The sequence below is a fragment of the Alkalihalobacillus sp. NPDC127517 genome (genome assembly GCF_050276055.1).
In the GTDB taxonomy this organism is placed as follows: domain Bacteria; phylum Bacillota; class Bacilli; order Bacillales; family Bacillaceae_D; genus Alkalicoccobacillus.
Genome location: NZ_JBNNQX010000008.1, coordinates 41,434 through 63,015, shown reverse-complemented (window position 1 = coordinate 63,015; position 21,582 = coordinate 41,434). Strand labels below are relative to the sequence as shown.

Here is a 21,582-nt window from a genome sequence, read left to right as displayed (position 1 = left end):
TCATGAAAAACGGGACGTTAGTCTTGGTCTATGGTGGTGATAGTGGTGCATGAGTTACGTGATTATTTTCAATCTAATGAGTTTACTTCTTTGTGGGATGAGTTAGTGCCCGTGGAGGAAGAACAGCTAATGGGGGCAGAATCATTTATCTATATGATATGGACAGATTCGGGGCTTGTTTCTGCCAAACAGATGGGTCCTTCATCTGATGAGCTTAATCGAGCGTTCCTATCGTATTGTCAACATGATGCTGGTGCAGGTAGTGAAGAGTACATCTATATCGAATCGAATCGTTTGTTCCAAGTTGCAAATCATCCTCCTATTAAATTTGGAGTGATGAGTCGGGATGAATTATGTGAACGAGACAAGCTTAGTATTCTTCTGCAACGTCTTGAACAAAAGCTATTTGCAAGTGTTTGCACGTTTCATGCAGAGGGTTTATTAAAAGAGGCTAACTATGAGATTACGTTTCGTGCGTTAATTAATGCTTTGTTTAATGAACAAAGTATGCGCTCGCTTCCCTTTCAATTTACACTATTTGAGTGGACAGAAGAACAGTTAAAACACGCACGAGGGGAGAACGTTTTTCCTGCCAAGGTTTTGAATGAAGCCAAGCAAAACGTACATAAACAATTGGTAGCAAAAGGACATGCTTCCTGTACGATGGTGGACTCTGATAGTCAAAGTGATTATATGGTGCTACCTATTATTTTTAAGGAGCGGTGTCTTGGCTGCCTGGTCTCTGAAATTCCAAAGCAACGTCAAGAATGGGGCGCTATTTTTCAAAATATGGCCATTTGGCTTCAACCCCTTCTAGAGAAAGGCTATCAAGTAGAACATGAGGAGAGGGAAGCGAAAAAGAAAGACTTACTCTTAGAAGTAACAAAAAAAGTTCATTCAACGATGAACATCAGTGAAGTATTAGCCAAGATTGTGTATGCAATTAAGCAGACGTACCCTACGTTTGACGTATATTTAATGCTTTCGCATGAGTGGGAGGTTCAAGAGGAACTGCCGATTAAACCATTCATCTATGGCTCAGAAGGTGTGCATTTAAAAGCTGAGCAGGCCTTTCTTACTGGAGAAAATCAGGTAGAACGAAACCATAATCAACAGATTGTTGACGTGTACATGCCGCTACGGGGCAAGCAAGGAATCTATGGCGTGCTAGAAATTCATGCCAGTTCATTATTGCCTTTGCCTGAGACAGAGATTTCTTTTATTGAGATCCTGGCGGATACAGGGGGAAATGCGTTGGAGAATGCAGAGCTTTATCAACAGTCTAGAGATCTGATCCATGATTTAAAATTAATTAATCGGGCAGCCCACCAAATTAATAGTAAGTTAAATTTAAATGACTTAACTGAGAGTATGACGCAACAAATTAAAGACGCATTTGGGGCACAGGAAGTCGGTTTTATGTTATTCGATCGAACGGATCAATCTGTGATACATCAAAGTGGTACCCCTTATCTCCAGTCGAATCGTGATCATCTAGATCTCCATACAATTATAGAGCAGTTACTAAACAAAAAAGATCCGATCTATATTGGAGATACAGGATTACATCCAGACATCAAAAGTGGGCCGTTTTCATCACTGCTTGCGATTCCAATGGTCCACAAGGAAGCTGTACATGGTGCTGTGTTTGCTTTTCATCAGGAGTCTTATCACTTTACATTCGAGAGTTTTAAATTGCTTCAATCGTTAGTACATCATTCAACGTTAGCTTTTACGAATACGCTTCTACATGAAGAACTAGAGAAGCTAGTCATTACGGATCATTTAACAAGTCTACATTCTAGAAATTACTTAGAAGAATCGATGGAAGAGTCACTTTTAGAACATGAAAAGGGAACCTTTTTACTCATCGATATTGATGATTTCAAACGAATTAATGATTCCTTTGGACATCAAATTGGTGATGAAATTTTAAAGCAGGTAGCTAGTGTCATCCAATCAAACATCCGCGAAACAGATATTGCTGCGAGATGGGGTGGAGAGGAATTGGCGATCTATCTTCCTAAAGTGGATCTTCGTGTAGGGACTGATATAGCCAAACGAATTGTTAAAGCTGTTGCCCTTCATACAAGTCCGCCCGTTACCGTATCCTGTGGAGTCTCTCACTGGGATAAGAGCGAATCACTGTATCGTTCATCGGAATGCCTCTTTAAATCAGCCGACACGGGCTTATACAAGGCAAAAGATGAAGGGAAAAACCGAGTGATGATTGAGCAGCCGCGAGCAGCAGAGAGTTAGTATTTGAAATAAAAAGAATAGCCCGTGACAACAATTAAACATGCAAAAAGGCAGACGATTTGATCGTCTGCCTTTCGATTTTTCTACAGAACAAGCGTAGGGAGAATGTGAGACTCCTGTGGATACAGTACGTGGTGAAGACACTGTAGCGGTGCCTTATTCCGCGAAAGGGGCTGAGGCCGTACCCACGGAAAGCGAGCACTTCTCCCGGAGTGGATGAATTGCTAGTATTCGTGTTTTCTAGACTAATTCACCATTTCTAATCATTACAGATGCTTCACAAGGATCTCCGCAAACTGTTTCAAATACTTCTCGTCTTCCTCGTTAAAGCGCTCCAGACTTGGGCTGTCGATATCTAATACTCCAATTGTTTTCCCTTCTTTAACAAGAGGGACAACGATTTCTGAACGAGATGCTGCATCACATGCAATGTGGCCTGGGAATTGATGAACATCGGCAACACGAATTGTCTCTTGCTTCGCTGCTGCTGTTCCGCAAACCCCTTTTCCAAAATCAATATGAACACATGCAGGCATTCCCTGGAATGGGCCAAGAATGAGCTTTTGTTCTTCTTTTGATAGGTAGAATCCTACCCAGTTCACATCATTTAGAAACTGATTCAAAAGCGCACTGGCGTTTGCCAGATTGGCCACTTGATCGGTCTCACCTTCAAGTAGAGCATCTAGTTGTTTATTTAATAATGTGTAGGCTTTTTCTTGATTATCAGAATAAGTGGAGGATTGGAACATTCGATTCACTCGCTTTCATTACGTATTAATCGACTATAGTTTACATGAAGTAAGTAGATTCAGCAAAAAAATAGATTTCATAAGGGAATTTGTCAGACGATTTATTCCTTGGTTTTGATTGAGGGTGCAGGGGAATGGGGATAGAGAGCGAAAGAGTACAGAACCACTTAATTAAACGGAGGGATCGTATGAGTGAAGTAACCAAAGTGAAAATTTTAACATCAGCTACTGCATTGTTTCAAAGGCAAGGGTACCATGGCACGTCTGTCAGAGATATTGCACAAGATGCATCTGTTAATATTGCTTTGGTTTCTTATTACTTTGGTGGAAAGAAAGGATTATTTGAAACATTACTCATTCAATTTTACGAAGGGTATATGAAAGAATTGGATAAAGAGAGTTCGTTTAATGAACGTGAATCTGCATACGATTGTTTATTATCCTTTGTTCATTCGTTGATTACCTATCAGCGCTCACAGCATCAGCTTGCCCGAATGGTTCACCGTGAGATGTCTGTTGATTCCACGCTTGTTAGAGAAGTCATGGCCACTTACCTTCAAAAAGAGAAGCATGAGTTTTCACGCTTGATTAAACATGGGATGGCCGTAGGAGAGTTTCGTAGACAACCGGTTGATTTTGTCATTATCCAGTTGCGCAGCATGATTACATTACCTTTTATGTCTCCACAGTATTTATGGGAGCTTTTTCAACTAAACCCTAAGGAGCCCTATTTTATTGATCGATATATGGATCACCTAAAAACCTGGATCGCATCGGGCCTAAGCTCTGATCCCAGTAGTCTTATCCAACCAAAACCTCAAATTCGAATTAAACAAATGTATTAATGATCTAAAGCGAGCTTCCCTCTATGTAGGAACGTTCGTTTTTTTGCATTCAACCGAATTCGACAAAAAAAGATTGACACGAAGTAGATTCGCATTTATATTATGTGTAACCGGTTACATGATGTGAGGCGAAAAAGTCATGACAACAATAAAAGATGTAGCAAAACAGGCGAATGTCTCTGTTGCTACTGTTTCAAGAGTGTTAAATCAAAAAGGCTATGTAAGTAAAGAATCAGAAGAGGCTGTTAAAAAAGCAATTGAGACTCTAAATTATCAACCTAACGCAGTAGCAAGATCGTTGTACCATAAAACGTCGGGAATTATTGGACTGTTTGTACCGGATATTTCAAACCCGTTTTTCCCTGAATTGGCAAGAGCGGTAGAGGATGCGGCAACTGCAGAAGGCTTCACGGTTGTTTTATGTAACACTGATAATAAACAAGATAAAGAACAAAAATACATTCAAGTGCTCCAACAAAAATATGCTGATGGACTCATTATTGTAACAGGGACAGAATCAGTGGAACACATTCTATCCACAAATATTCCTGTTGTTGCTCTCGATCGATATATTAGTGAGGATATCCCAACGGTGGTTTCTAGTAATAAACAAGGTGCCATTGATGCAACAGAGCATTTGGTAGAGCAAGGCTGTACATTTATCGCTCACCTACGCGGTCCAATAGGAGTGACATCAGCTGATGAACGGTATGAAGGGTTTAAACAAGTAATAGAAAAGCACTCAATTGCACATGTTGTAATAGATTCAGGCTTTGAAATTGGTCAATCAGAAATGGCTACAAGAAAGCTACTTGATATGTACCCATTAATTGATGGAATTTTTGCGAGTAGTGATGTAACAGCAGCTGGAGCAATGCGGGCGGCATATAAGTGCCACAAGTCAGTGCCAGACGATTTAAAAGTGATAGGGTTTGATGGGATTTCATTAGGTGAGATGCTTACGCCGGCTCTCTCAACTGTGCAACAGCCTATTTACGAAATGGGCGAACGTGCGACTAAGCTACTAATGACCATGATTGAGAAGAAAGAGCTGCAATCATATAGACATGAGTTTAAAACAAAATTAACGATTAGAGAAACCTCGGTAGGAGGAGAGTAGTATGGGAAACGTAACGATAGTTGGTAGTATCAATATGGACATGGTCACGAGTACAGCTGTTTTTCCTAAGCAAGGTGAAACGATAAAGGGTGAAAGCTTTGTCACAATGCCGGGTGGAAAAGGAGCAAATCAGGCTGTAGCGGCCGCGAGACTGGGTGCATCTGTGCGAATGATCGGTCGAGTTGGAGATGATCCATTTGGCAAAATCCTCTCAGAAGGTTTAGCACATGAGGGAATTGATGTTTCAAATGTGGAACCGGTTACAGATTGTAGTTCGGGTATCGCTTCAATTATTCTCTCAGATCAAGATAACCGGATTATTATCACGTCAGGAGCGAATGATGAAGTTACCGTTGAATACATTAACCAGGTTGAACACGTGTTAGCGGATAGTGATGTTGTTCTTCTGCAATTAGAAATCCCGCTTGAAGCTGTTGAAAGAACGCTAGCGATCTGTCAGAAGCATCAAACAAAAGTCATTTTAAATCCGGCACCAGCTTATCCACTATCCGACAAGATTTTAGCTTTAGCCGATTACATTACGCCAAATGAAACGGAATATGAATTACTGTTTAAAAACTCAAATGAGTACCAGGAGAAAATCATTGTTACAGAGGGAGAAGCAGGTGTGAGCTGGCATGAAGCTGGTAAGCAAAAGCGAGTGGCCGGTCACTCTGTACAGCTTGTTGATACAACAGGAGCAGGTGACACATTTAATGGTGCCTTAGCTGCAACGCTTGCAAATGGTGAAAGCCTGGAGCAATCGATTGTTTATGCGAATGCCGCCGCCGCCTTATCCGTTCAATCATTAGGAGCACAAAGTGGGATGCCAACTCACGACGAAGTGCATCAACAATTGTCTAAGAAGGAGTTAACATGAAAAAACAAGGAATGTTAAATCGAGATATTGCAAGAGTGTTAGCTTCACTTGGACATACAGATCAGATTGTTATTGCAGATTGTGGTTTACCTGTACCACCAGGTGTTGAATGTATTGATCTCTCTATAAAACGCGGTGTACCTAGCTTTTTGGACGTACTTACTGAGCTATTAATGGATATGGAGGTGGAGGCCTTTATTCTAGCTGAGGAAATAAAGACGGATAACTCATACATCAATCAAATCTTCTCAAGGCAAGAGATCCCAACCTACTACTTGCCTCATGAGAAATTAAAACAAGAAACATCAAAGGCAAAAGTCATTATACGCACAGGTGAGAGCACACCTTATGCAAATGTCATCCTCCGCGCAGGAGTTATTTTCTAAAAAGGAGGTTCAGATATGATTGTTCAAATGGAAGGAATTCATAAATCATTTAGTGGCAACCACGTTTTAAAAGACGTTTCGTTCACCCTGGAGAAGGGAGAGATCCATGCTTTAATGGGTGAGAATGGTGCAGGAAAGTCGACATTAATGAAAATTTTAACGGGAATCTACAGTTCCGACGAAGGGTCTATTTCAGTTAAAGGTAAAACAGTTCATTATAAACATCCAAAAGAAGCGGAGCTAGATGGAATTGCCGTTATCCATCAGGAGTTAAATATCTTGCCTGAATTATCAGTGGCTGAAAATCTATTTTTAGGAAATGAACAAACAGTTGGACGAACCGGCTGGCTGAAAACAAAAGAAATGAATCGTTTAGCAGAAGAGAAATTAAGTGAGCTTGGCCTAGAGGTTAAAGCAACAGAGCGTGCGGGAAGACTTTCAGTTGGGAAACAACAATTGATTGAAATTGCAAAAGCTCTTATGACAAATGCCGATATTATTATTATGGATGAGCCAACAGCAGCTTTAACCGATCGCGAAATCGATACATTGTTTGAGGCTGTTCGCACCTTGCAGAAAAAAGGTGTCACATTCGTCTACATCTCTCACCGTATGGAAGAGATCTTCTCGCTTTGCGGGCGCATTACGATTTTAAGAGATGGTCAATATGTAGGAACAAAAGTCATTGCTCAAACAGGCTTTGATGAGATCGTTAAAATGATGGTTGGACGTGAACTTGGCGGCAGATATCCGGATCACGATCTGAACCCTGGTGAAATCAAGATTGAAGTGAAAGGGCTTACTCGTCAAGGTGAATTTAATGACATTTCCTTTAGTGTTCGCTCAGGTGAGATCTTTGGTATTGCCGGTTTGATGGGGGCTGGAAGATCAGAGGTTGTCGAGACGATCTTTGGGTACCGGAAGGCAGACGCTGGACTGATTGAACTAGACGGACAAGCCTTAAAGCTTGGAAATCCTTCAGATGCCATCCATCAAGGATTAGGGTTTGTATCTGAAGACAGGAAAACCAAAGGGTTAATTACTGATTTCTCAATCAAAGAAAATCTAAATTTGGTGAATTTGAAAGCGATATCAAGTTCTGGGTGGGTTCAATCATCTAAGGAAAAACGATTGCATGATGAGCTTGTTCAAAAGTTAGGTGTTCGAGCTTCGGGACCAAATCAGCTTGCTAAGTCATTAAGTGGTGGGAATCAACAGAAGGTGGTTATCGCAAAATGGCTTGGAACCGATCCAAAGGTACTGATTCTTGATGAACCAACTAGAGGTGTTGATGTTGGTGCCAAAAAAGAAATCTATCTCATTATGAATGAACTAGCAAAACTTGGTGTGGCCATTATAATGGTTTCCTCTGAACTACCAGAAATTATTGGATTAAGTACTCGAGCGGCCGTTATGTTTGAAGGCAAGTTAATGAGTGTTTTAAACCGAGATGAATTAACAGAAGAGACCATTATGCATTACGCCACTGGAGGAGATAAACATGTTCGCAAATAAGCATATGAAATCACTGGCCACAACACTTGGACCATTTATCGGTTTGTTTATCATTGTGGTAATCATTAGTATTTTAAATCCAGGATTCTTATCCTTTTCAAACCTATTAAATGTTCTTAGACAAGTTTCCATTAATGCATTAATCGCTTTTGGGATGACCTTTGTTATTTTAACTGGTGGAATTGATTTATCAGTCGGTGCCATTCTAGCTTTATCAGGTGCTGTTACAGCTTCCTTACTTGCAGCGGGTGTTGATCCTGTTCTTGCAATTGCATTAGGTCTCATCATAGGGACGGGGCTTGGTGCGATTAATGGTTTAATTATTTCTAAAGGAAAGGTTGCTCCGTTTATTGCAACACTTGCAACCATGACGATTTTCCGTGGAGCCACCTTAATGTTCACAGACGGTAAACCAATCACCGGTTTGGGGGATTCCACTCTTTTTCAAATGATTGGCGGCGGTTACTTCTTTGGAATTCCGATGCCTGCTATTACGATGCTAGTTAGTTTTGTCATCTTATATATGGTTCTTAAGAAAACGACGTTTGGTCGACGAGTCTATGCAGTAGGGGGAAATGAAGAAGCTTCTATCCTTTCTGGTATCAAAGTAGACAGAATTAAAATTTATGTTTATTCCTTAACAGGTTTTCTGGCAGCGGTTGCAGGGGTGATACTGACGTCTCGCTTGAATTCTGCTCAACCAACTGCTGGATCCATGTATGAGCTTGATGCGATTGCTGCTGTTGTACTTGGTGGTACAAGCTTAACAGGAGGCAGAGGATGGATCGTCGGCACATTAATTGGTGCCTTGATCATAGGTGTGTTGAACAATGGGCTTAATTTATTGGGGGTTAGTTCATTTTTTCAACAAGTAGTAAAAGGTAGTGTCATCTTATTGGCGGTTTTAATTGACCGCAAAAAATCAGCTTAAAGGAGAGAGTAGAGATGAAAAAATGGTTAGCGGCAACAGGACTAAGTACAGCACTATTATTGGGAGCTTGCTCAACAGAATCACCTGTTAGTGAAGGAAATGATAACGAGGGCACAGAAGGTGGCAGTGAAGACTTTACAGTAGGCTTCTCAGTGTCCACGCTAAATAACCCGTTCTTTGTAACTTTAGAAGAAGGAGCGGAGGTTAAGGCATCTGAACTTGGTCTAGATCTAGTGACAGTGGATGCACAGGATGATAGCTCAAAACAAATTAGTGATGTTGAAGATCTCATTCAACGTGGAGTCGACTTAATTGTTATTAACCCGACAGACTCTTCAGCCGTAACAGCTGCCATTGAAGCCGCAAACAACGCAGATATTCCGGTTATTACAGTAGACCGTGGCGCTGATGGCGGAGAGGTTGTTACACATATTGCTTCAGATAATATTGCAGGTGGAGAGCTTGCAGGAGAACTCATGGTTGAATTAGTGGGTGAAGGGGCTAAAGTGGCTGAGCTTGAAGGAATTCCAGGATCCTCTGCTGCTCGTGAGCGTGGGGAAGGCTTTAATAATATCGCTGCGGACTCACTTGATGTGGTAGCGAAGCAAACAGCTAACTTCGACCGTGCAGAAGGATTAACAGTAATGGAGAATATTCTTCAGGGGAACAGTGACATCCAAGGTGTCTTTGCACATAACGATGAAATGGCTCTAGGAGCACTAGAAGCAATCGAAGCTGCGGGACAAGATGATATCGTTATTATTGGTTTTGATGCGACAACGGATGCTGTAGAAGCAGTTGGAAATGACCGTATGGCTGGTACCGTAGCACAGCAACCAACGATTATTGGATATGAAGCATTAGAAGCAGCAAACAGTGTGTTAAATGGAGAAGACGTAGAAGATTTTATTCCGGTTGATCTAGAGCTTATTAAAAAATAATCAAGCATTAAAGATGCCTCCAGAGGACTTGTACCCTTTGGAGGCATTTGTTATGAATAGGTTAAGGCGTTGACAACGGAATGCCATGATACTCGCTCCATGCAATAGATACTTCCTTTGCTTGATGAGAATCAGATCCTAGTATTAAAGGGATACCTAAGTCAGCTGCTTGAAGTGCAATGTCGTAAGGTGGATAGCTTTCTTTACACAACGGTTTACGCAAACCAGCAAGATTATAGTCGAGGGCGTATCCATGCTCTTTTATATCTAGTAGAAGTTGGTGGATCTCACTGGTGAATGAATGAGTGGGCCGCACCTTTTTTTGAAACTTCTTCGCGAGTGTGATGTGACCAATTCGTTGTGGTTTATACGGTCCCAGGTCTGCTTGGATAGACTTTTGTACGGTTTGATAATACAACTGATGAACAGCATCAACGGAACCTAAAGCCAAAGCAATTTCTTGAAAAAGCTCAGGGCTAAAATCCATACACATGTATTGATTATGTACCTTTAAAAAATGTACGGACAAAATGCTGTCCGTAAGCATGGGTCCAACTTCGTTTAATAAGGTAGATACTTCTGTCTCGTAGCCCTCAATAAAGTCCACTTCAAGACCAATACCAACTGTTAATTGATCCTTATACTGTGTTCTTATAGCTTGTACTTGTTCAATGTACTGATACAGCTGATTTTTTGGCATGGCACTATCCTTGGTAGGGGCAGGATCAACAAATTGATCTGGTAGAGGGGCGTGCTCAGTGAATGAAATGCCAGATAACCCTTCCTTAATAGCTTGCTCACAATACCGATTTAACTCATCTTTTGTACCATGTGGGCAAAAATGGGTGTGGATATGTCCATCATATTTAAGCAAATTGATCTCATCCTTTTCATTCAGATAGGCTATTTGAGTTAGACACAGCATAAACAAATCATTCCAACAAAAGAGAACACAAATAGTTGGTTTCATGGTATCATAATACATACTTAATTGTAGAAAGAACTCGATAATCTTACGAAAAAAAGAGGATTTTGAGGATTGTTAGAGAAATTACATATATATTAACTCAGTTACCATTTTCATCATCTCATGAATATGCATTACTGGAGCTAGAGAAGGGAGTCCCTCAAGTGGTTTATTTAATTCTCATTATTCTTGCAATCGCGATAATCGCCTATTTAGTAGGCATGTACATACGAAAAAACATTTACAAGGACGTTGATAAGCTGGAGGAAAAGAAAAATGGTATTTCAACCAGGCCGATCCCTGATGAAATAGCGAAGGTGAAGCAACTTCAAATGGCTGGTGAAACAGAAGAAAAGTTTGAGTTGTGGCGAAGCAATTGGGATGAAATTGTTGGTCAAATTATGCCAAACATAGAAGAGACACTTTTTGACATTGAAGAGCATGCAAATAAATATCAAATTAAAAAGGCAAAAGAGCTAGTGCAGTCTACTCATGAGCGTTTAGATACAATTGATAGTGAACTCGACATTATGATTGATGAAATCGAGCAGCTTGTCACAAGTGAACAGAAAAACCGCAATGAAATCGGTGAGTTACGTGAGAAGTATACGAAGCTTTCAAGCGATCTGTTGAAGAAGCGTGGATCCTTTTATGAGGCAATCGGGTTGTTAGACGAAAACATGAGTCATGTAAAAGCAGGACTTGCTTCATTTGATGAGGCAACAAAGTCAGGTAGTTACCTCCAGGCCCGACAAGAACTCCTTCAACTAAAGGAGATCCTGATTCAAGTAGAAGCACAAGCAGAGGTTTTACCTAAGATGATGGTACAAATCAGAACAACGCTTCCTGCCGAAATAAAGAACTTAGAGCTTGGCATCTCTGATATGAAAGAGAAGGGCTATCAGCTTGATCCGCTAGCTCTTGAACCAAAGCTTGAAGATATGAAGCAAGAAGTCGAAGAAATTCAAACGCTACTAAAGAACCTGGATACAGAAACAGCGGATGAACGAATGACAGTTATTCTTAATCAAATTGAACAGATTTATGACACGCTTGATGAAGAAGTTCAATCTAAGAAAAAGACACTAGAGCAACTTCCTAACCTGAAACATCAGCTTGACCGAACAAGTCAGGAATTACATAATCTTCTCAGTGAACTTGCACATGTTCAAAAAAGCTATCGATTGGCTCAAGAGGAAGTCGATTCAAAGGAACATCTTCAAAAGCAGCTAACAGAGATGACGAACCAGCTTCAAGTTATTGTTGATGTAACTGAAAATGAAAAGCAAACCTTTACGTCCATTCATGAGATGGTTTTAGAGTGGGAAGAGCGTTTAGATGAGCTAGCAGACTATATTAAACAAGGCTCTGGTAAGCTCTACGAATTACGTGAAGAAGAATTAAAAGCAAAAGAAACGATTTCAAGACTTCGCTCGATTGTGTTAGAAGGTAAACGAGTCATACGGAAGAGTAATATTCCTGGTCTACCTGCCAGAGCACTTGAACAATTGGAAGTAGGGGACAAAAAGATTCAAGAAGCTGTTGAATTATTAGACCAAGTTCCACTCGAGATGAAACAAGTAACAGAAAAGGTTGAAGAGGCTATATTATTAATTGAAGCCAATGATGAATTAATTGCTGAGACCATCAAGTCAGCAGAGCTCGCTGAACGAGTGATTCAGTATAGCAATCGCTACCGGAATCGTAGTGAAGAATCTCGTCAGTTACTCGCTCAAGCCGAACGGTTGTTCAGAAATTATGAATATGATGAAGCGATTGAATGTGCTGTGCGTGCTGTGGAACCCTACGAAAAAGGGGTCGTAGAGCGGGTATCAGAACACGTTTCTGCGTAAGGAAAAGCTCCTTCTATGGAAGGGGTTTTTTTACGCCTTCTAAAGACCTGCCTTTGTCAATTTCATTAGATGATGCTAGTATATACGGATGCACACAAAGGAGAATGAACGACATGATTTATTTAGATAACAGTGCAACAACCGCTCCAAATGAAGAGGTTTTGAAAACATATCTAACGGTGTCAAAGCAGTTCTTCGGGAATGCTTCTTCCCTTCATCGATTAGGCGTTGAATCTGAAAAAGTACTCAACCGGTCACGAGCACTGATGGCTGAATTACTTGAAGTGGAACCACCATCCATTCTGTTTACAGCGAGCGGCACAGAGAGCAACAACTTAGCGATAAAAGGAACATTGTTGTCTTCCTTCCAAAAGGGAACACATCTTATCACAACTGCAAGCGAGCACGCGTCTGTTAGTGAAACCTTTAAATGGCTTGAAACGAATGGATATCACGTGACGTATCTACCTGTTGATGAGTATGGATGTCTTTCAATACATGAGCTAGAGCAGGCTATTACAAAGGAAACCTCTTTAGTATCGATTAGTCATGTTAATAATGAAACAGGTACAATTCAACCCGTAGAGGACATTGGTGCGTTACTCGCCCGGTACCCTCATGTGCGGTTTCATGTTGATCATGTCCAAGGAGCCGGCAAGGTTCCGTTATCCATTAAGAAGGCTAAGATTGACCTTTTGACGATATCAGCTCATAAGTTTCATGGCTTAAAAGGCACAGCACTTCTTTATATTCGTCCAAACCTTCAATTGACTCCTCAGCTTCATGGTGGCGATCAAGAATTTGGTTATAGAGGTGGAACCGAACATGTAGCAGGAGCTGCGGCGATGGCTAAAGCATATAAGATGGAGATTGAGCGAGCAAAGAGTGAAAGACAAAAGCTTCAGGAACTTCGCAAGCGTCTTGTAGACTATGCGAATGCATCTGATTCACTTGTTTTAAATTCCGACCCCGAACAGGGAGCGCCACATATTGTTAATTTTTCAGCGCCTGGGTATAAGCCTGAAGTAATCATTCAAGAGCTTGCTGAACAAGAAATTTATGTATCCACCCAGTCAGCTTGTTCCTCTAAACAACTTGAACCAAGTCGAATTTTACTTGCGATGGGTAAAGCGGAGGAAATAGCAAGCAGCGCCATTCGTATTAGTTTGTCTTATGATTCAACTAAACAGGAAATAGAAGCATTTATATCGGCAATGGATAAACTCCTGCCTAGAATTAGAAAAGTGGTGAAAGAACGAGTATGAAATATGATCATATTTTAATACGTTACGGTGAACTTGCGTTAAAAGGTAAAAACCGAGTTGCTTTTGAGAAGCAACTCCTTTCAAATATTAGACAAGTATTAAAATCAATACAGGGCATTAAGGTGAAGCGGACATTTGGTCGAATCATTGTTGAATTAAATGGGGCAGAGCCAGCGCCAATTGTTGAATTATTAAAAGATATCTTTGGGATTCATTCGTTTAGCTTAGCGATTCGAGTGGACCACGAGGTAGAGGATATGCAAAAAGCAGCACTAAAGGCAGTGCAAGAGTCAGAAGGAACCATTCGCACATTTAAAATCGTCACACGTCGTGCATATAAGCCGTTTCCTGTTGATTCACAAACGTTGAATCACAAAATTGGTGGATATGTACTCGCAAATACCGAGCACTTAACGGTAGATGTGCATCACCCGGATGCGACTATTCATGTGGAGGTCAGAGAAACGGCTGCTTACATTACAACCAGTTCGTTTAAAGGGGCGGGAGGTTTACCAGCAGGAACAAGCGGTAAGCTTTTACTTATGCTTTCTGGAGGAATTGATAGTCCGGTTGCAGGTTACCTGTCCATGAAGCGCGGATCCGATCTTGAAGCCATCCACTTTCATAGTCCACCTTATACAAGTGAGCGTGCAAAGCAAAAGGTGCTGGATTTAGCTAAAAGGCTGAATTCATTTGGCGGGAATATCAAGGTTCATATTGTACCTTTTACTGATGTACAAACGCATATTCGGGATGAGGCTCCAAGTAATTTTCAAATGACAATTATGCGACGAATGATGATGCGTATTGCCACAAGGGTAGCAGAGGAAAAGGGCTTCCTAGGAATTGCTACGGGAGATAGCTTAGGTCAGGTGGCAAGTCAAACCCTTCACAGCATTCATACCATTAATGAGGTAACGAATTATCCTGTTATACGTCCATTGATTACAATGGACAAGTTAGAGGTTATGGATATGGCAAAGAAAATCGGCACGTACGAAACGTCGATACTGCCATACGAAGATTGCTGCACGATCTTTTTGCCATCCGATTCAAAAACAAAGCCTTCACGTAAACACGCGAATAAGTTTGAACAATACATTAAGGTTGACGAACATGTAGAGCGCGCGGTAGCAGGAATCGAGACCATTGATCTAACAAATCTAAATGATGTTGAACAAGCCATAGAAGATCTATTTTAAATAAATAAATTTTACCAAATTTCTTTTTGCATGTTTCTGCTCTCTCGGGTCATTCTATAAGTACCGAGGGAGGTGAAACAACATGGCAGACAACAAAAGTTCAAACGATCTTTTAGTACCTGGAGTACAACAAGCTCTTGACCAAATGAAGTACGAAATCGCTTCTGAATTTGGTGTTCAATTAGGAGCTGACACTACAGCACGTGCTAACGGTTCTGTAGGTGGAGAGATCACTAAACGTCTTGTACAAGCGGCTGAAAAGCAACTTGGTGGCGGTAGCTATTAATTTCATACGTATTGGATTCGAGGGGGAGCATTGAGCTTCCTCTCTTTCGTTATGGACAAAAATATTGCCGAATGTATTTGTTTCTGTCACGATAGAAAGACGTAGGCAACATTACACGAAGGGAAGATTACGATGGGGACTCTTTGGCAAAATGGAACGTTTTTTACGCTTAGTAATCAAGACGAAACGGTTGAAGCGGTTTATGTTGTAGATGGAAGAATTGCAGCAATGGGAGCAAAAGAACAGTTACTTGAACAATATAAAGAAGTTATTACAGAAATTAAGGATGTAGCGGGTGGATTTGTGTATCCGGGATTTGTTGACAGTCACTTGCATATGATTGGACATGGAGAAAAACTATTGCGACTTGATCTGTCTCAAGCTACATCGTCTCTAGAAATGGAAAGCTGGCTTATTAACAAAGCTCAAGCGAGCGGAGACGAGACATGGGTCATCGCAGAGGGCTGGAATGAATATAATTTTTCAGACCAAAAAATATTTACACGATATGAATTAGATGAGATAAGCCCACATAAACCATTATATGCTTCTAGAGTATGTCGTCACGCAGCCTTAGTTAATTCAGAAGCTCTTATGCTTGCTGGTATTACAAAAGAAACACCAGACCCTCCAGGTGGAGTCATTGAGCGTGATGAACAAGGGGAACCAACTGGATACTTAATGGATACAGCTGTTGATTTAATTAAAGAGGTGATGCCTCCTGTAGATCGCAAATATGTGTATCAAGCCTTAAAGCTCTCGGTTCAAGACTTACTCACTCAAGGAATTACCGGTGGGCATACAGAAGATATGAATTATTATAACGGATTTTCTGAAACCTTAGATGTGTTTCAATCGTTAATACATAAGGAAGGTTTTCGCTTCAGAACGAATTTCCTCATTCATCATGAGCAAATGGATGCGATGAAAAAAAGCGGATACGGGCCAGGGAAGTTAACAGATTATCTTGAAATTGGATCCATGAAAATCTTTGCGGATGGTGCGTTAGGCGGTCGAACGGCAAGACTTTCGGAGCCGTATTCTGATGATCCTGAAAACTATGGTGTTTTTATGCACACCGAAGAAGCGTTTAAAGCACTTGTTAAAAAAGCAAGAGAACACCAAATGCCTGTCGCCGTTCATGTGATTGGAGATGCAGCGCTAGAGCAGGCTATCGATGCATTAGAAGAATGCCCACCTGTAGAAGGACGAGATCGTTTGATTCATTTACAGGTCACGCGTCCTGAACTGATTAAGCGGATTAAGCCGCTGAAAGCCATTCTCGACCTGCAGCCTCGTTTTGTAGCAACTGATTTCCCATGGGTGGAAGATCGGTTAGGTTCTCGGCGCCTGGCTTCCTCGTTTGCGTGGAAAACGTTGTTAGAAGAAGGATTGCACTGTGCTGGTGGATCAGATGCACCAATTGAACCACCTGGACCATTGCTCGGGATGCATGCTGCCTTAACTCGTCGCCATCCTGATGAAGACGTACATGAAGGGTATTTGCCTGATCAAAAATTAAGTCGATATGAAGCAGTTCAGTTGTTTACAACGGGAAGTGCGTATGCTATTGGAATGGAAGAGAGAAGAGGGAAGATTGCATTAGGTTTTGATGCGGACTTTACCGTGTTATCTCATCATTTATTCGAATGTGACATTGAAGAGTACTTAACAGCAGATGTGTTAATGACGATTGTAGATAACACGGTGATGTATGAAAAAGAAGCTCGGTAAACTGGTTTTTTATGGTATAATGATAGGTGGTTTAAATTGCTTTAAAGGAGTGGAATGATGAACTGGAAACGTTGGACAGCTTTGGCGGTCGTAGCAGGTTTACTAATTATCTCAACCATTACAAATCTTGCAGTCGGCTTTGCGAACTTAGACTTGGAGGAGTACACTGGCTCTGAATTTGGAGAGGAAGTCATCCAACCAGGAACAAGTGGAAAGATTGTTGTTTTGAATCTAGACGGAGTGATTCAAGATTTAGGGGCTCAATCCATTTTTGACACAGGAATGTATGATCATCAGGCCTTCCTTACTCAGATTGAAAATGCAAGCAATGATGATGAAGTCAACGGCATCATTATTCGGGTGAATACACCAGGTGGGGGAGTACTCGAGAGTGCTGAAATCTATGAAAAGATTGTAGAAGCTAAGGAAGAGCATGATAAAACCGTGTACATATCAATGGGAGGTATGGCAGCATCCGGTGGATATTATATTGCAGCTCCGGCTGACAAAATTGTTGCCAATCCGAACACTATAACGGGCTCGATCGGAGTAATCATGGAATCGATTAACTTTGCAGAGCTAGCTGAAAATTACGGAATTAAATTTAATACGATTAAAAGTGGTCCATATAAAGATATTATGTCTCCATATAAAGAAATGACAGATGAAGAACGTGAGATCCTTCAATCATTTGTTGATGAGTCCTACGACGAATTTGTTCGAATTATTTCAGAAGGGCGCGGCATGGATGAAGAAACGGTTCGAAGCGTTGGGGACGGTCGAATTTATAGTGGAAAACAAGCGCTGGAGAACGGGCTTGTAGATGAACTTGGTAGTCTTGATGATACAATTGAGTTGTTAAGTGAAGACTTAGGCGGGGGAACGTACCAAGTCGTGAGCTATAATTATTCAATGGGACTTTATAATTTCTTTGGATTAACAGCTCACAAGATGTTTGGGCAGGATCCAGAAATTACAATGCTACAAAAACTCATTTTTGAAAATCGTGCGCCATCTTTAAAATATTTATACGCTGAATAGGAAGGGGAGTTTCTTATGATGAATCAAAGTGCGTCAACTCCTCTTGCTCGCTCAAGAAGGGCTCGCTTAAAGAAGAGTCAGGAACCCATTCATACAACGGATGAGCTACACGTTCAGGAGGAAGAGAATCGTCAACCATCGGCAAACGAGCCAGCTGTTATGCATCAAGAAATAGCAACTGTTCAGTATGCTGGGTTTTGGGTAAGGTTCTGGGCATTTCTGCTTGACCAGGTTGTGCTTTCTTCTTTAAATAGTATTCTCATTCTCTCGTGGTTTACCTTTTTAGGAGAAGGAGTTCAAACGGTTGGACCATTTGCTACATTAACATTTGTGTATGCGATCACCTTCTTTATCTACTATGCACTTATGACGAAGTTTATAGGCAAAACCGTTGGGAAAATGGTTCTTGGTATAAAGGTCGTCTCAGATAATGGTCAGCCTTTAAGCTGGAAGCAAATCATCTTTCGTGAAGGAATCGGTCGATTATTTTATCATCTCCAAATTTTCGGCTTTCAAATCTTCTTAATCCTTTATTTATTTGTCGCATTTGTTCCAACAAAACGGGGACTTCATGATCTCGTAGCGGATACAAGTGTCATCCATGATAAGAAATAATTATAAATAACCTGTCCATTATGGGCAGGTTATTTTTGGTTAAATGGGACACAATAAGAGTCTGAAAGGAGCGAAGCAATGATTTGGATGGCTATTCTTATAACTATCACTGCTCTGATTGTTTGGTTATGCTTTTTGAAAGTCAATGTAAGCTTGAACTACTCCTTTATTGATCAAAAACAAACGTTACAATGTACATTCACCGTGCTCAGCCTTCGAATCTACACATACGAATTACCAGATAATCAAAAGACAGCAAGTGTTGTAAAAACAGAACCCGAACAGAGTGATAATGAGGAAACAACAAAGAAAAAAACACTTAGCCTCATTAATCTGTTAGTCGTTTTTCAGAAAATTAAGGAATGGGAAGGCTATCTCCTCAGTTTTCATTCGCTCATCCGAACTAGGTTCAAACATATATATATACATAAACTAAAATGGCAAACGGAGTGTGGGGTGGGAGATGCTATGGTAACCGCACAAACGGTAGGCTATTTGTGGACGATTAAATCACTGCTTGTAGGTCTCTTAAATCTATATGTCACATTCCCTCGTTTACCTGAACTTCAGATTGCCCCTTTGTACCGAACACCTGGGACGCACACGCACGTACAGTGCATGTTTTCCTTTCGGATCGGACATGCTATTCGAGCAGGACTATCGGTTTTATGGCATTGGAGAAAACGTCCGATGGCCGAGTCACACTAAACGATAAGAAATAAAGGAGGATACATCATGTCAGATCACCCTATTCAAGGCTTAATGAAAACAGCCATGGAAAACCTAAAAGAAATGGTTGATGTGAATACAATTGTAGGCGATCCAGTTGAAACACCTGACGGAAGTGTTATTATGCCAGTTTCTAAAGTAGGATTTGGTTTTGCAGCTGGTGGGAGTGAATTTATTATTGAACATAAGGGTCAACAATCACCAGAACACACACATCCGTTTGGTGGAGGAAGTGGGGGCGGAGTGTCCATTACACCGATAGCTTTCTTAGTTGTTGGTAAGTCCGGTATTAAGATGATTCATTTAGACAGTCAGACTCATCTATATGAAAGACTTCTTGATCTCGCTCCACAAGTTGCTGAGAAAATTCAAAGCATGCTCCGTTCTTCTTCTCATGAAAAGGGCAGAGATTCTGAACATCCACCGATTTAAACTTGTCGCATTGCTTGCTAGTCCGTTCGTTCTTAACGTATGATATAGATTGAGGCAACTCAATCTAAGGAGGAACTACAGACATGGCAACGATTAGCTTTAAAGAAAACCCAATGACGATCCTAGGAACAGAAGTACAAGTAGGGCAAAAGGCGCCTGATTTTTCCGTTTTAGCTAACGATCTTTCTGAATATCGTCTTGCAGATGCAAAGGAAAGTATAAAACTAATTAGTGTCATTCCTTCCATTGATACAGGTGTATGCGACGCGCAAACACGCCGTTTTAACGAAGAGGCGGGTTCAGTTGAAAACGTAGAGGTACTAACGATCAGTGTGGACCTACCTTTTGCTCAAAAGCGTTGGTGTGCAGCATCTGGACTTGAGCATGTACAAACTCTTTCTGATCATAAGGATCTTGCGTTTGGTAAAGCGTATGGTTTAGTGATGGAGGAGCTACGTTTACTCGCACGTGCTGTGTTTGTTATTGATACAGCAGGTACTCTTGTACATGTTGAGTACGTGTCTGAAGCAACAAATCATCCTGATTACGAAAAGGCAATTGCTGCTGCAAGAGAAGCTAAGTAAGTTTGTGTGATCCCGCTGAATCCTCAGCGGGATTTTATTGTGTAAGGACAAAATCTCCTGTACAATAACGAACAGTGTCACAAACCGGAATAAGGAGTTGTACAAGTTTGGCTACTTTAACATTTGATGAATTATATCGTTGTATAGATGAAGGGGCAATGTTAATCGAGAAACAAGCAGAGGTAACGTATCTCGAGGCCATTGCCAAAGTAGGAGAAATCATTTTTCAAGAACAGACGCGACAAATCAATGAAACAGATGGAGAGCTTTTGCGCATACTAAATCAGATTGATGCTGAAACACTTGAGAGTGAAACCGTACGGAAAGTGTTTCAGATGTGCGTGTTAAAAGGAATGAAAGGGGCTGTACAGCCGCATCACTCAATGACGCCTGACGCGGTCAGTCTTTTTGCTTCCTATTTGATTAATAAAGTTACTTCAAAACAAACATCTTCTGTACGTTTATTAGATTTAGCGGTAGGTACGGGAAATTTATTAACAACCATTTTAAATCACTCTCCATTAAAGCTTGAGGCAAGTGGGTTTGAAGCAGATGAAACACTCCTTCAAATTGCATACATGAATGCAAATCTCCAAAAGCACCAAGTTGATCTATTCCACCAGGATAGTTTGCAAGTAGCGTTAGCTCCGGGTGAGCTTGTTGTTACCGATTTGCCGATTGGCTATTATCCTAAGGATGAAGTCGCTTCTACCTATGACCTAAAGGCGGAGGAAGGACATGCGTTCATTCATCACCTAATGATTGAGCAAGGCATTCGCTCACTTCATCCAGGTGGCTATGCCTTATATCTTGTACCAAACTTTCTATTTGAAAGTGATCAAGCAGAGTCTCTTCATGCGTATTTAAAAGAACACACAACGATTCTTGCTTTGTTACAACTGCCTAAGACGATGTTTAATGAAAAACAACATGGTAAAAGCTTTTTACTTGTGCAAAAGAAAGGTGAAAAAACCATTGTTCCTAGACATGCGCTGCTAGCTGAACTGCCTTCATTTGATAAAAAAGAAGCATTGGCTGATATGATGAAGCAAATAAATAAATGGTTTGAAGAAGAATTGAAGCTGTAATACAACACAGAATGTTTGATCTGTATGTCATGAAAAATGAAGCGCTTTAAAGACGTTTAATAGGGCATAATTAGCAATTACTAGAACAGATTTCATAACAAGGGGACGTATTCAGAATTCACTGACTTTCCTTTAAAATCGCCTGTAACACTTGAATTAC

At 40.8% G+C, this 21,582-nt stretch carries 21 protein-coding genes; 19 read left to right on the top strand and 2 right to left on the bottom strand.

Annotated features, from left to right (window positions below):
- Positions 1-45 precede the first annotated feature (45 nt).
- Positions 46-2,259, top strand: a complete 2,214-nt coding sequence (locus ACQKKO_RS12265; RefSeq protein ID WP_498647559.1) for a sensor domain-containing diguanylate cyclase — start codon at positions 46-48, stop codon at positions 2,257-2,259.
- A 266-nt stretch (positions 2,260-2,525) separates the two neighbouring features.
- Here ACQKKO_RS12265 and ACQKKO_RS12260 read toward each other — a convergent pair whose 3' ends face one another.
- Positions 2,526-3,008: a GAF domain-containing protein gene (locus ACQKKO_RS12260; RefSeq protein WP_498647557.1), complete on the bottom strand. Its 483-nt coding sequence runs from the start codon at positions 3,006-3,008 to the stop codon at positions 2,526-2,528.
- 188 nt (positions 3,009-3,196) lie between these two features.
- On the opposite strand from ACQKKO_RS12260, the gene refZ reads away from it, so the two are divergent.
- The 7 genes from refZ to rbsB all read left to right on the top strand — a co-directional run bounded on the left by refZ (position 3,197) and on the right by rbsB (position 9,626).
- Positions 3,197-3,853, top strand: a complete 657-nt coding sequence (gene refZ / locus ACQKKO_RS12255; RefSeq protein ID WP_498647555.1) for a forespore capture DNA-binding protein RefZ — start codon at positions 3,197-3,199, stop codon at positions 3,851-3,853.
- Positions 3,854-3,992: 139 nt separating this feature from the next.
- Positions 3,993-4,973 carry a LacI family DNA-binding transcriptional regulator gene (locus ACQKKO_RS12250; RefSeq protein ID WP_498647553.1) on the top strand — a complete coding sequence of 327 codons (981 nt, stop codon included), beginning with the start codon at positions 3,993-3,995 and terminating at the stop codon, positions 4,971-4,973.
- Between the two features lies 1 nt (position 4,974).
- Positions 4,975-5,853: a ribokinase gene (rbsK, locus tag ACQKKO_RS12245; protein WP_498647552.1), complete on the top strand. Its 879-nt coding sequence runs from the start codon at positions 4,975-4,977 to the stop codon at positions 5,851-5,853.
- A complete protein-coding gene (gene rbsD, locus ACQKKO_RS12240; RefSeq protein WP_498647550.1) occupies positions 5,850-6,239 on the top strand; it encodes a D-ribose pyranase in 390 nt (129 codons plus the stop codon). Before rbsK ends, rbsD begins: the two co-directional genes overlap by 4 nt.
- Positions 6,240-6,254: 15 nt before the next feature.
- Positions 6,255-7,754 (top strand): sugar ABC transporter ATP-binding protein, encoded by a 1,500-nt coding sequence (locus ACQKKO_RS12235; protein ID WP_498647548.1) that lies wholly within the window; start codon positions 6,255-6,257, stop codon positions 7,752-7,754.
- Positions 7,741-8,685 carry an ABC transporter permease subunit gene (locus ACQKKO_RS12230; RefSeq protein WP_498647546.1) on the top strand — a complete coding sequence of 315 codons (945 nt, stop codon included), beginning with the start codon at positions 7,741-7,743 and terminating at the stop codon, positions 8,683-8,685. The genes ACQKKO_RS12235 and ACQKKO_RS12230 overlap by 14 nt, the downstream gene beginning before the upstream one ends.
- 14 nt (positions 8,686-8,699) lie before the next feature.
- The gene (gene rbsB, locus ACQKKO_RS12225; RefSeq protein WP_498647544.1) at positions 8,700-9,626 is read left to right on the top strand and encodes a ribose ABC transporter substrate-binding protein RbsB; all 927 of its coding nucleotides are present in this window, start codon (positions 8,700-8,702) and stop codon (positions 9,624-9,626) included.
- Positions 9,627-9,687: 61 nt separating this feature from the next.
- On the opposite strand, the gene hisJ is transcribed toward rbsB, so the two are convergent.
- Positions 9,688-10,500, bottom strand: a complete 813-nt coding sequence (gene hisJ / locus ACQKKO_RS12220) for a histidinol-phosphatase HisJ (RefSeq protein ID WP_498647542.1) — start codon at positions 10,498-10,500, stop codon at positions 9,688-9,690.
- Between the two features lie 257 nt (positions 10,501-10,757).
- Here hisJ and ezrA point away from each other — a divergent pair, with 257 nt between their 5' ends.
- From ezrA to ACQKKO_RS12165, 11 genes are all read left to right on the top strand, one after another.
- The gene (gene ezrA / locus ACQKKO_RS12215) at positions 10,758-12,446 is read left to right on the top strand and encodes a septation ring formation regulator EzrA (protein ID WP_498647541.1); all 1,689 of its coding nucleotides are present in this window, start codon (positions 10,758-10,760) and stop codon (positions 12,444-12,446) included.
- Between the two features lie 113 nt (positions 12,447-12,559).
- Positions 12,560-13,711, top strand: coding sequence for a cysteine desulfurase family protein (locus tag ACQKKO_RS12210; RefSeq protein WP_498647539.1), 1,152 nt, complete (start codon positions 12,560-12,562; stop codon positions 13,709-13,711).
- A complete protein-coding gene (gene thiI, locus ACQKKO_RS12205) occupies positions 13,708-14,913 on the top strand; it encodes a tRNA uracil 4-sulfurtransferase ThiI (protein ID WP_498647538.1) in 1,206 nt (401 codons plus the stop codon). The genes ACQKKO_RS12210 and thiI overlap by 4 nt, the downstream gene beginning before the upstream one ends.
- 82 nt (positions 14,914-14,995) lie before the next feature.
- Positions 14,996-15,199, top strand: a complete 204-nt coding sequence (locus tag ACQKKO_RS12200; RefSeq protein WP_203089581.1) for an alpha/beta-type small acid-soluble spore protein — start codon at positions 14,996-14,998, stop codon at positions 15,197-15,199.
- 132 nt (positions 15,200-15,331) lie between these two features.
- Complete coding sequence (locus ACQKKO_RS12195) at positions 15,332-16,933, top strand: amidohydrolase (RefSeq protein ID WP_498647536.1); 1,602 nt, start codon at positions 15,332-15,334, stop codon at positions 16,931-16,933.
- A 57-nt stretch (positions 16,934-16,990) separates the two neighbouring features.
- Positions 16,991-17,974, top strand: a complete 984-nt coding sequence (gene sppA, locus ACQKKO_RS12190) for a signal peptide peptidase SppA (RefSeq protein WP_498647534.1) — start codon at positions 16,991-16,993, stop codon at positions 17,972-17,974.
- 15 nt (positions 17,975-17,989) lie between these two features.
- Positions 17,990-18,589 carry an RDD family protein gene (locus ACQKKO_RS12185; RefSeq protein ID WP_498647532.1) on the top strand — a complete coding sequence of 200 codons (600 nt, stop codon included), beginning with the start codon at positions 17,990-17,992 and terminating at the stop codon, positions 18,587-18,589.
- Positions 18,590-18,667: 78 nt separating this feature from the next.
- Positions 18,668-19,297 carry a DUF2953 domain-containing protein gene (locus ACQKKO_RS12180; RefSeq protein WP_498647530.1) on the top strand — a complete coding sequence of 210 codons (630 nt, stop codon included), beginning with the start codon at positions 18,668-18,670 and terminating at the stop codon, positions 19,295-19,297.
- A 27-nt stretch (positions 19,298-19,324) separates the two neighbouring features.
- Positions 19,325-19,750: a GerW family sporulation protein gene (gene ytfJ / locus ACQKKO_RS12175; protein ID WP_479822385.1), complete on the top strand. Its 426-nt coding sequence runs from the start codon at positions 19,325-19,327 to the stop codon at positions 19,748-19,750.
- An 83-nt stretch (positions 19,751-19,833) separates the two neighbouring features.
- Positions 19,834-20,334 carry a thiol peroxidase gene (gene tpx, locus ACQKKO_RS12170; protein ID WP_498647525.1) on the top strand — a complete coding sequence of 167 codons (501 nt, stop codon included), beginning with the start codon at positions 19,834-19,836 and terminating at the stop codon, positions 20,332-20,334.
- Between the two features lie 107 nt (positions 20,335-20,441).
- Complete coding sequence (locus tag ACQKKO_RS12165; RefSeq protein ID WP_498647524.1) at positions 20,442-21,422, top strand: class I SAM-dependent methyltransferase; 981 nt, start codon at positions 20,442-20,444, stop codon at positions 21,420-21,422.
- Positions 21,423-21,582 lie beyond the last annotated feature (160 nt).

What these genes read in the sequence shown, in the direction of transcription:
- tpx (WP_498647525.1), top strand. Translation starts at nt 19,834, where the DNA reads ATGGCAACGATTAGCTTTAAAGAAAACCCAATGACGATCCTAGGAACA.
- refZ (WP_498647555.1), top strand. Translation starts at nt 3,197, where the DNA reads ATGAGTGAAGTAACCAAAGTGAAAATTTTAACATCAGCTACTGCATTG.
- ACQKKO_RS12180 (WP_498647530.1), top strand. Translation starts at nt 18,668, where the DNA reads ATGATTTGGATGGCTATTCTTATAACTATCACTGCTCTGATTGTTTGG.
- ACQKKO_RS12235 (WP_498647548.1), top strand. Translation starts at nt 6,255, where the DNA reads ATGATTGTTCAAATGGAAGGAATTCATAAATCATTTAGTGGCAACCAC.
- ACQKKO_RS12230 (WP_498647546.1), top strand. Translation starts at nt 7,741, where the DNA reads ATGTTCGCAAATAAGCATATGAAATCACTGGCCACAACACTTGGACCA.
- rbsB (WP_498647544.1), top strand. Translation starts at nt 8,700, where the DNA reads ATGAAAAAATGGTTAGCGGCAACAGGACTAAGTACAGCACTATTATTG.
- sppA (WP_498647534.1), top strand. Translation starts at nt 16,991, where the DNA reads ATGAACTGGAAACGTTGGACAGCTTTGGCGGTCGTAGCAGGTTTACTA.
- ACQKKO_RS12210 (WP_498647539.1), top strand. Translation starts at nt 12,560, where the DNA reads ATGATTTATTTAGATAACAGTGCAACAACCGCTCCAAATGAAGAGGTT.
- ACQKKO_RS12260 (WP_498647557.1), bottom strand. Translation starts at nt 3,008, where the DNA reads ATGTTCCAATCCTCCACTTATTCTGATAATCAAGAAAAAGCCTACACA.
- rbsK (WP_498647552.1), top strand. Translation starts at nt 4,975, where the DNA reads ATGGGAAACGTAACGATAGTTGGTAGTATCAATATGGACATGGTCACG.
- ytfJ (WP_479822385.1), top strand. Translation starts at nt 19,325, where the DNA reads ATGTCAGATCACCCTATTCAAGGCTTAATGAAAACAGCCATGGAAAAC.
- ACQKKO_RS12250 (WP_498647553.1), top strand. Translation starts at nt 3,993, where the DNA reads ATGACAACAATAAAAGATGTAGCAAAACAGGCGAATGTCTCTGTTGCT.
- thiI (WP_498647538.1), top strand. Translation starts at nt 13,708, where the DNA reads ATGAAATATGATCATATTTTAATACGTTACGGTGAACTTGCGTTAAAA.
- rbsD (WP_498647550.1), top strand. Translation starts at nt 5,850, where the DNA reads ATGAAAAAACAAGGAATGTTAAATCGAGATATTGCAAGAGTGTTAGCT.
- ACQKKO_RS12200 (WP_203089581.1), top strand. Translation starts at nt 14,996, where the DNA reads ATGGCAGACAACAAAAGTTCAAACGATCTTTTAGTACCTGGAGTACAA.
- ACQKKO_RS12185 (WP_498647532.1), top strand. Translation starts at nt 17,990, where the DNA reads ATGATGAATCAAAGTGCGTCAACTCCTCTTGCTCGCTCAAGAAGGGCT.
- ACQKKO_RS12195 (WP_498647536.1), top strand. Translation starts at nt 15,332, where the DNA reads ATGGGGACTCTTTGGCAAAATGGAACGTTTTTTACGCTTAGTAATCAA.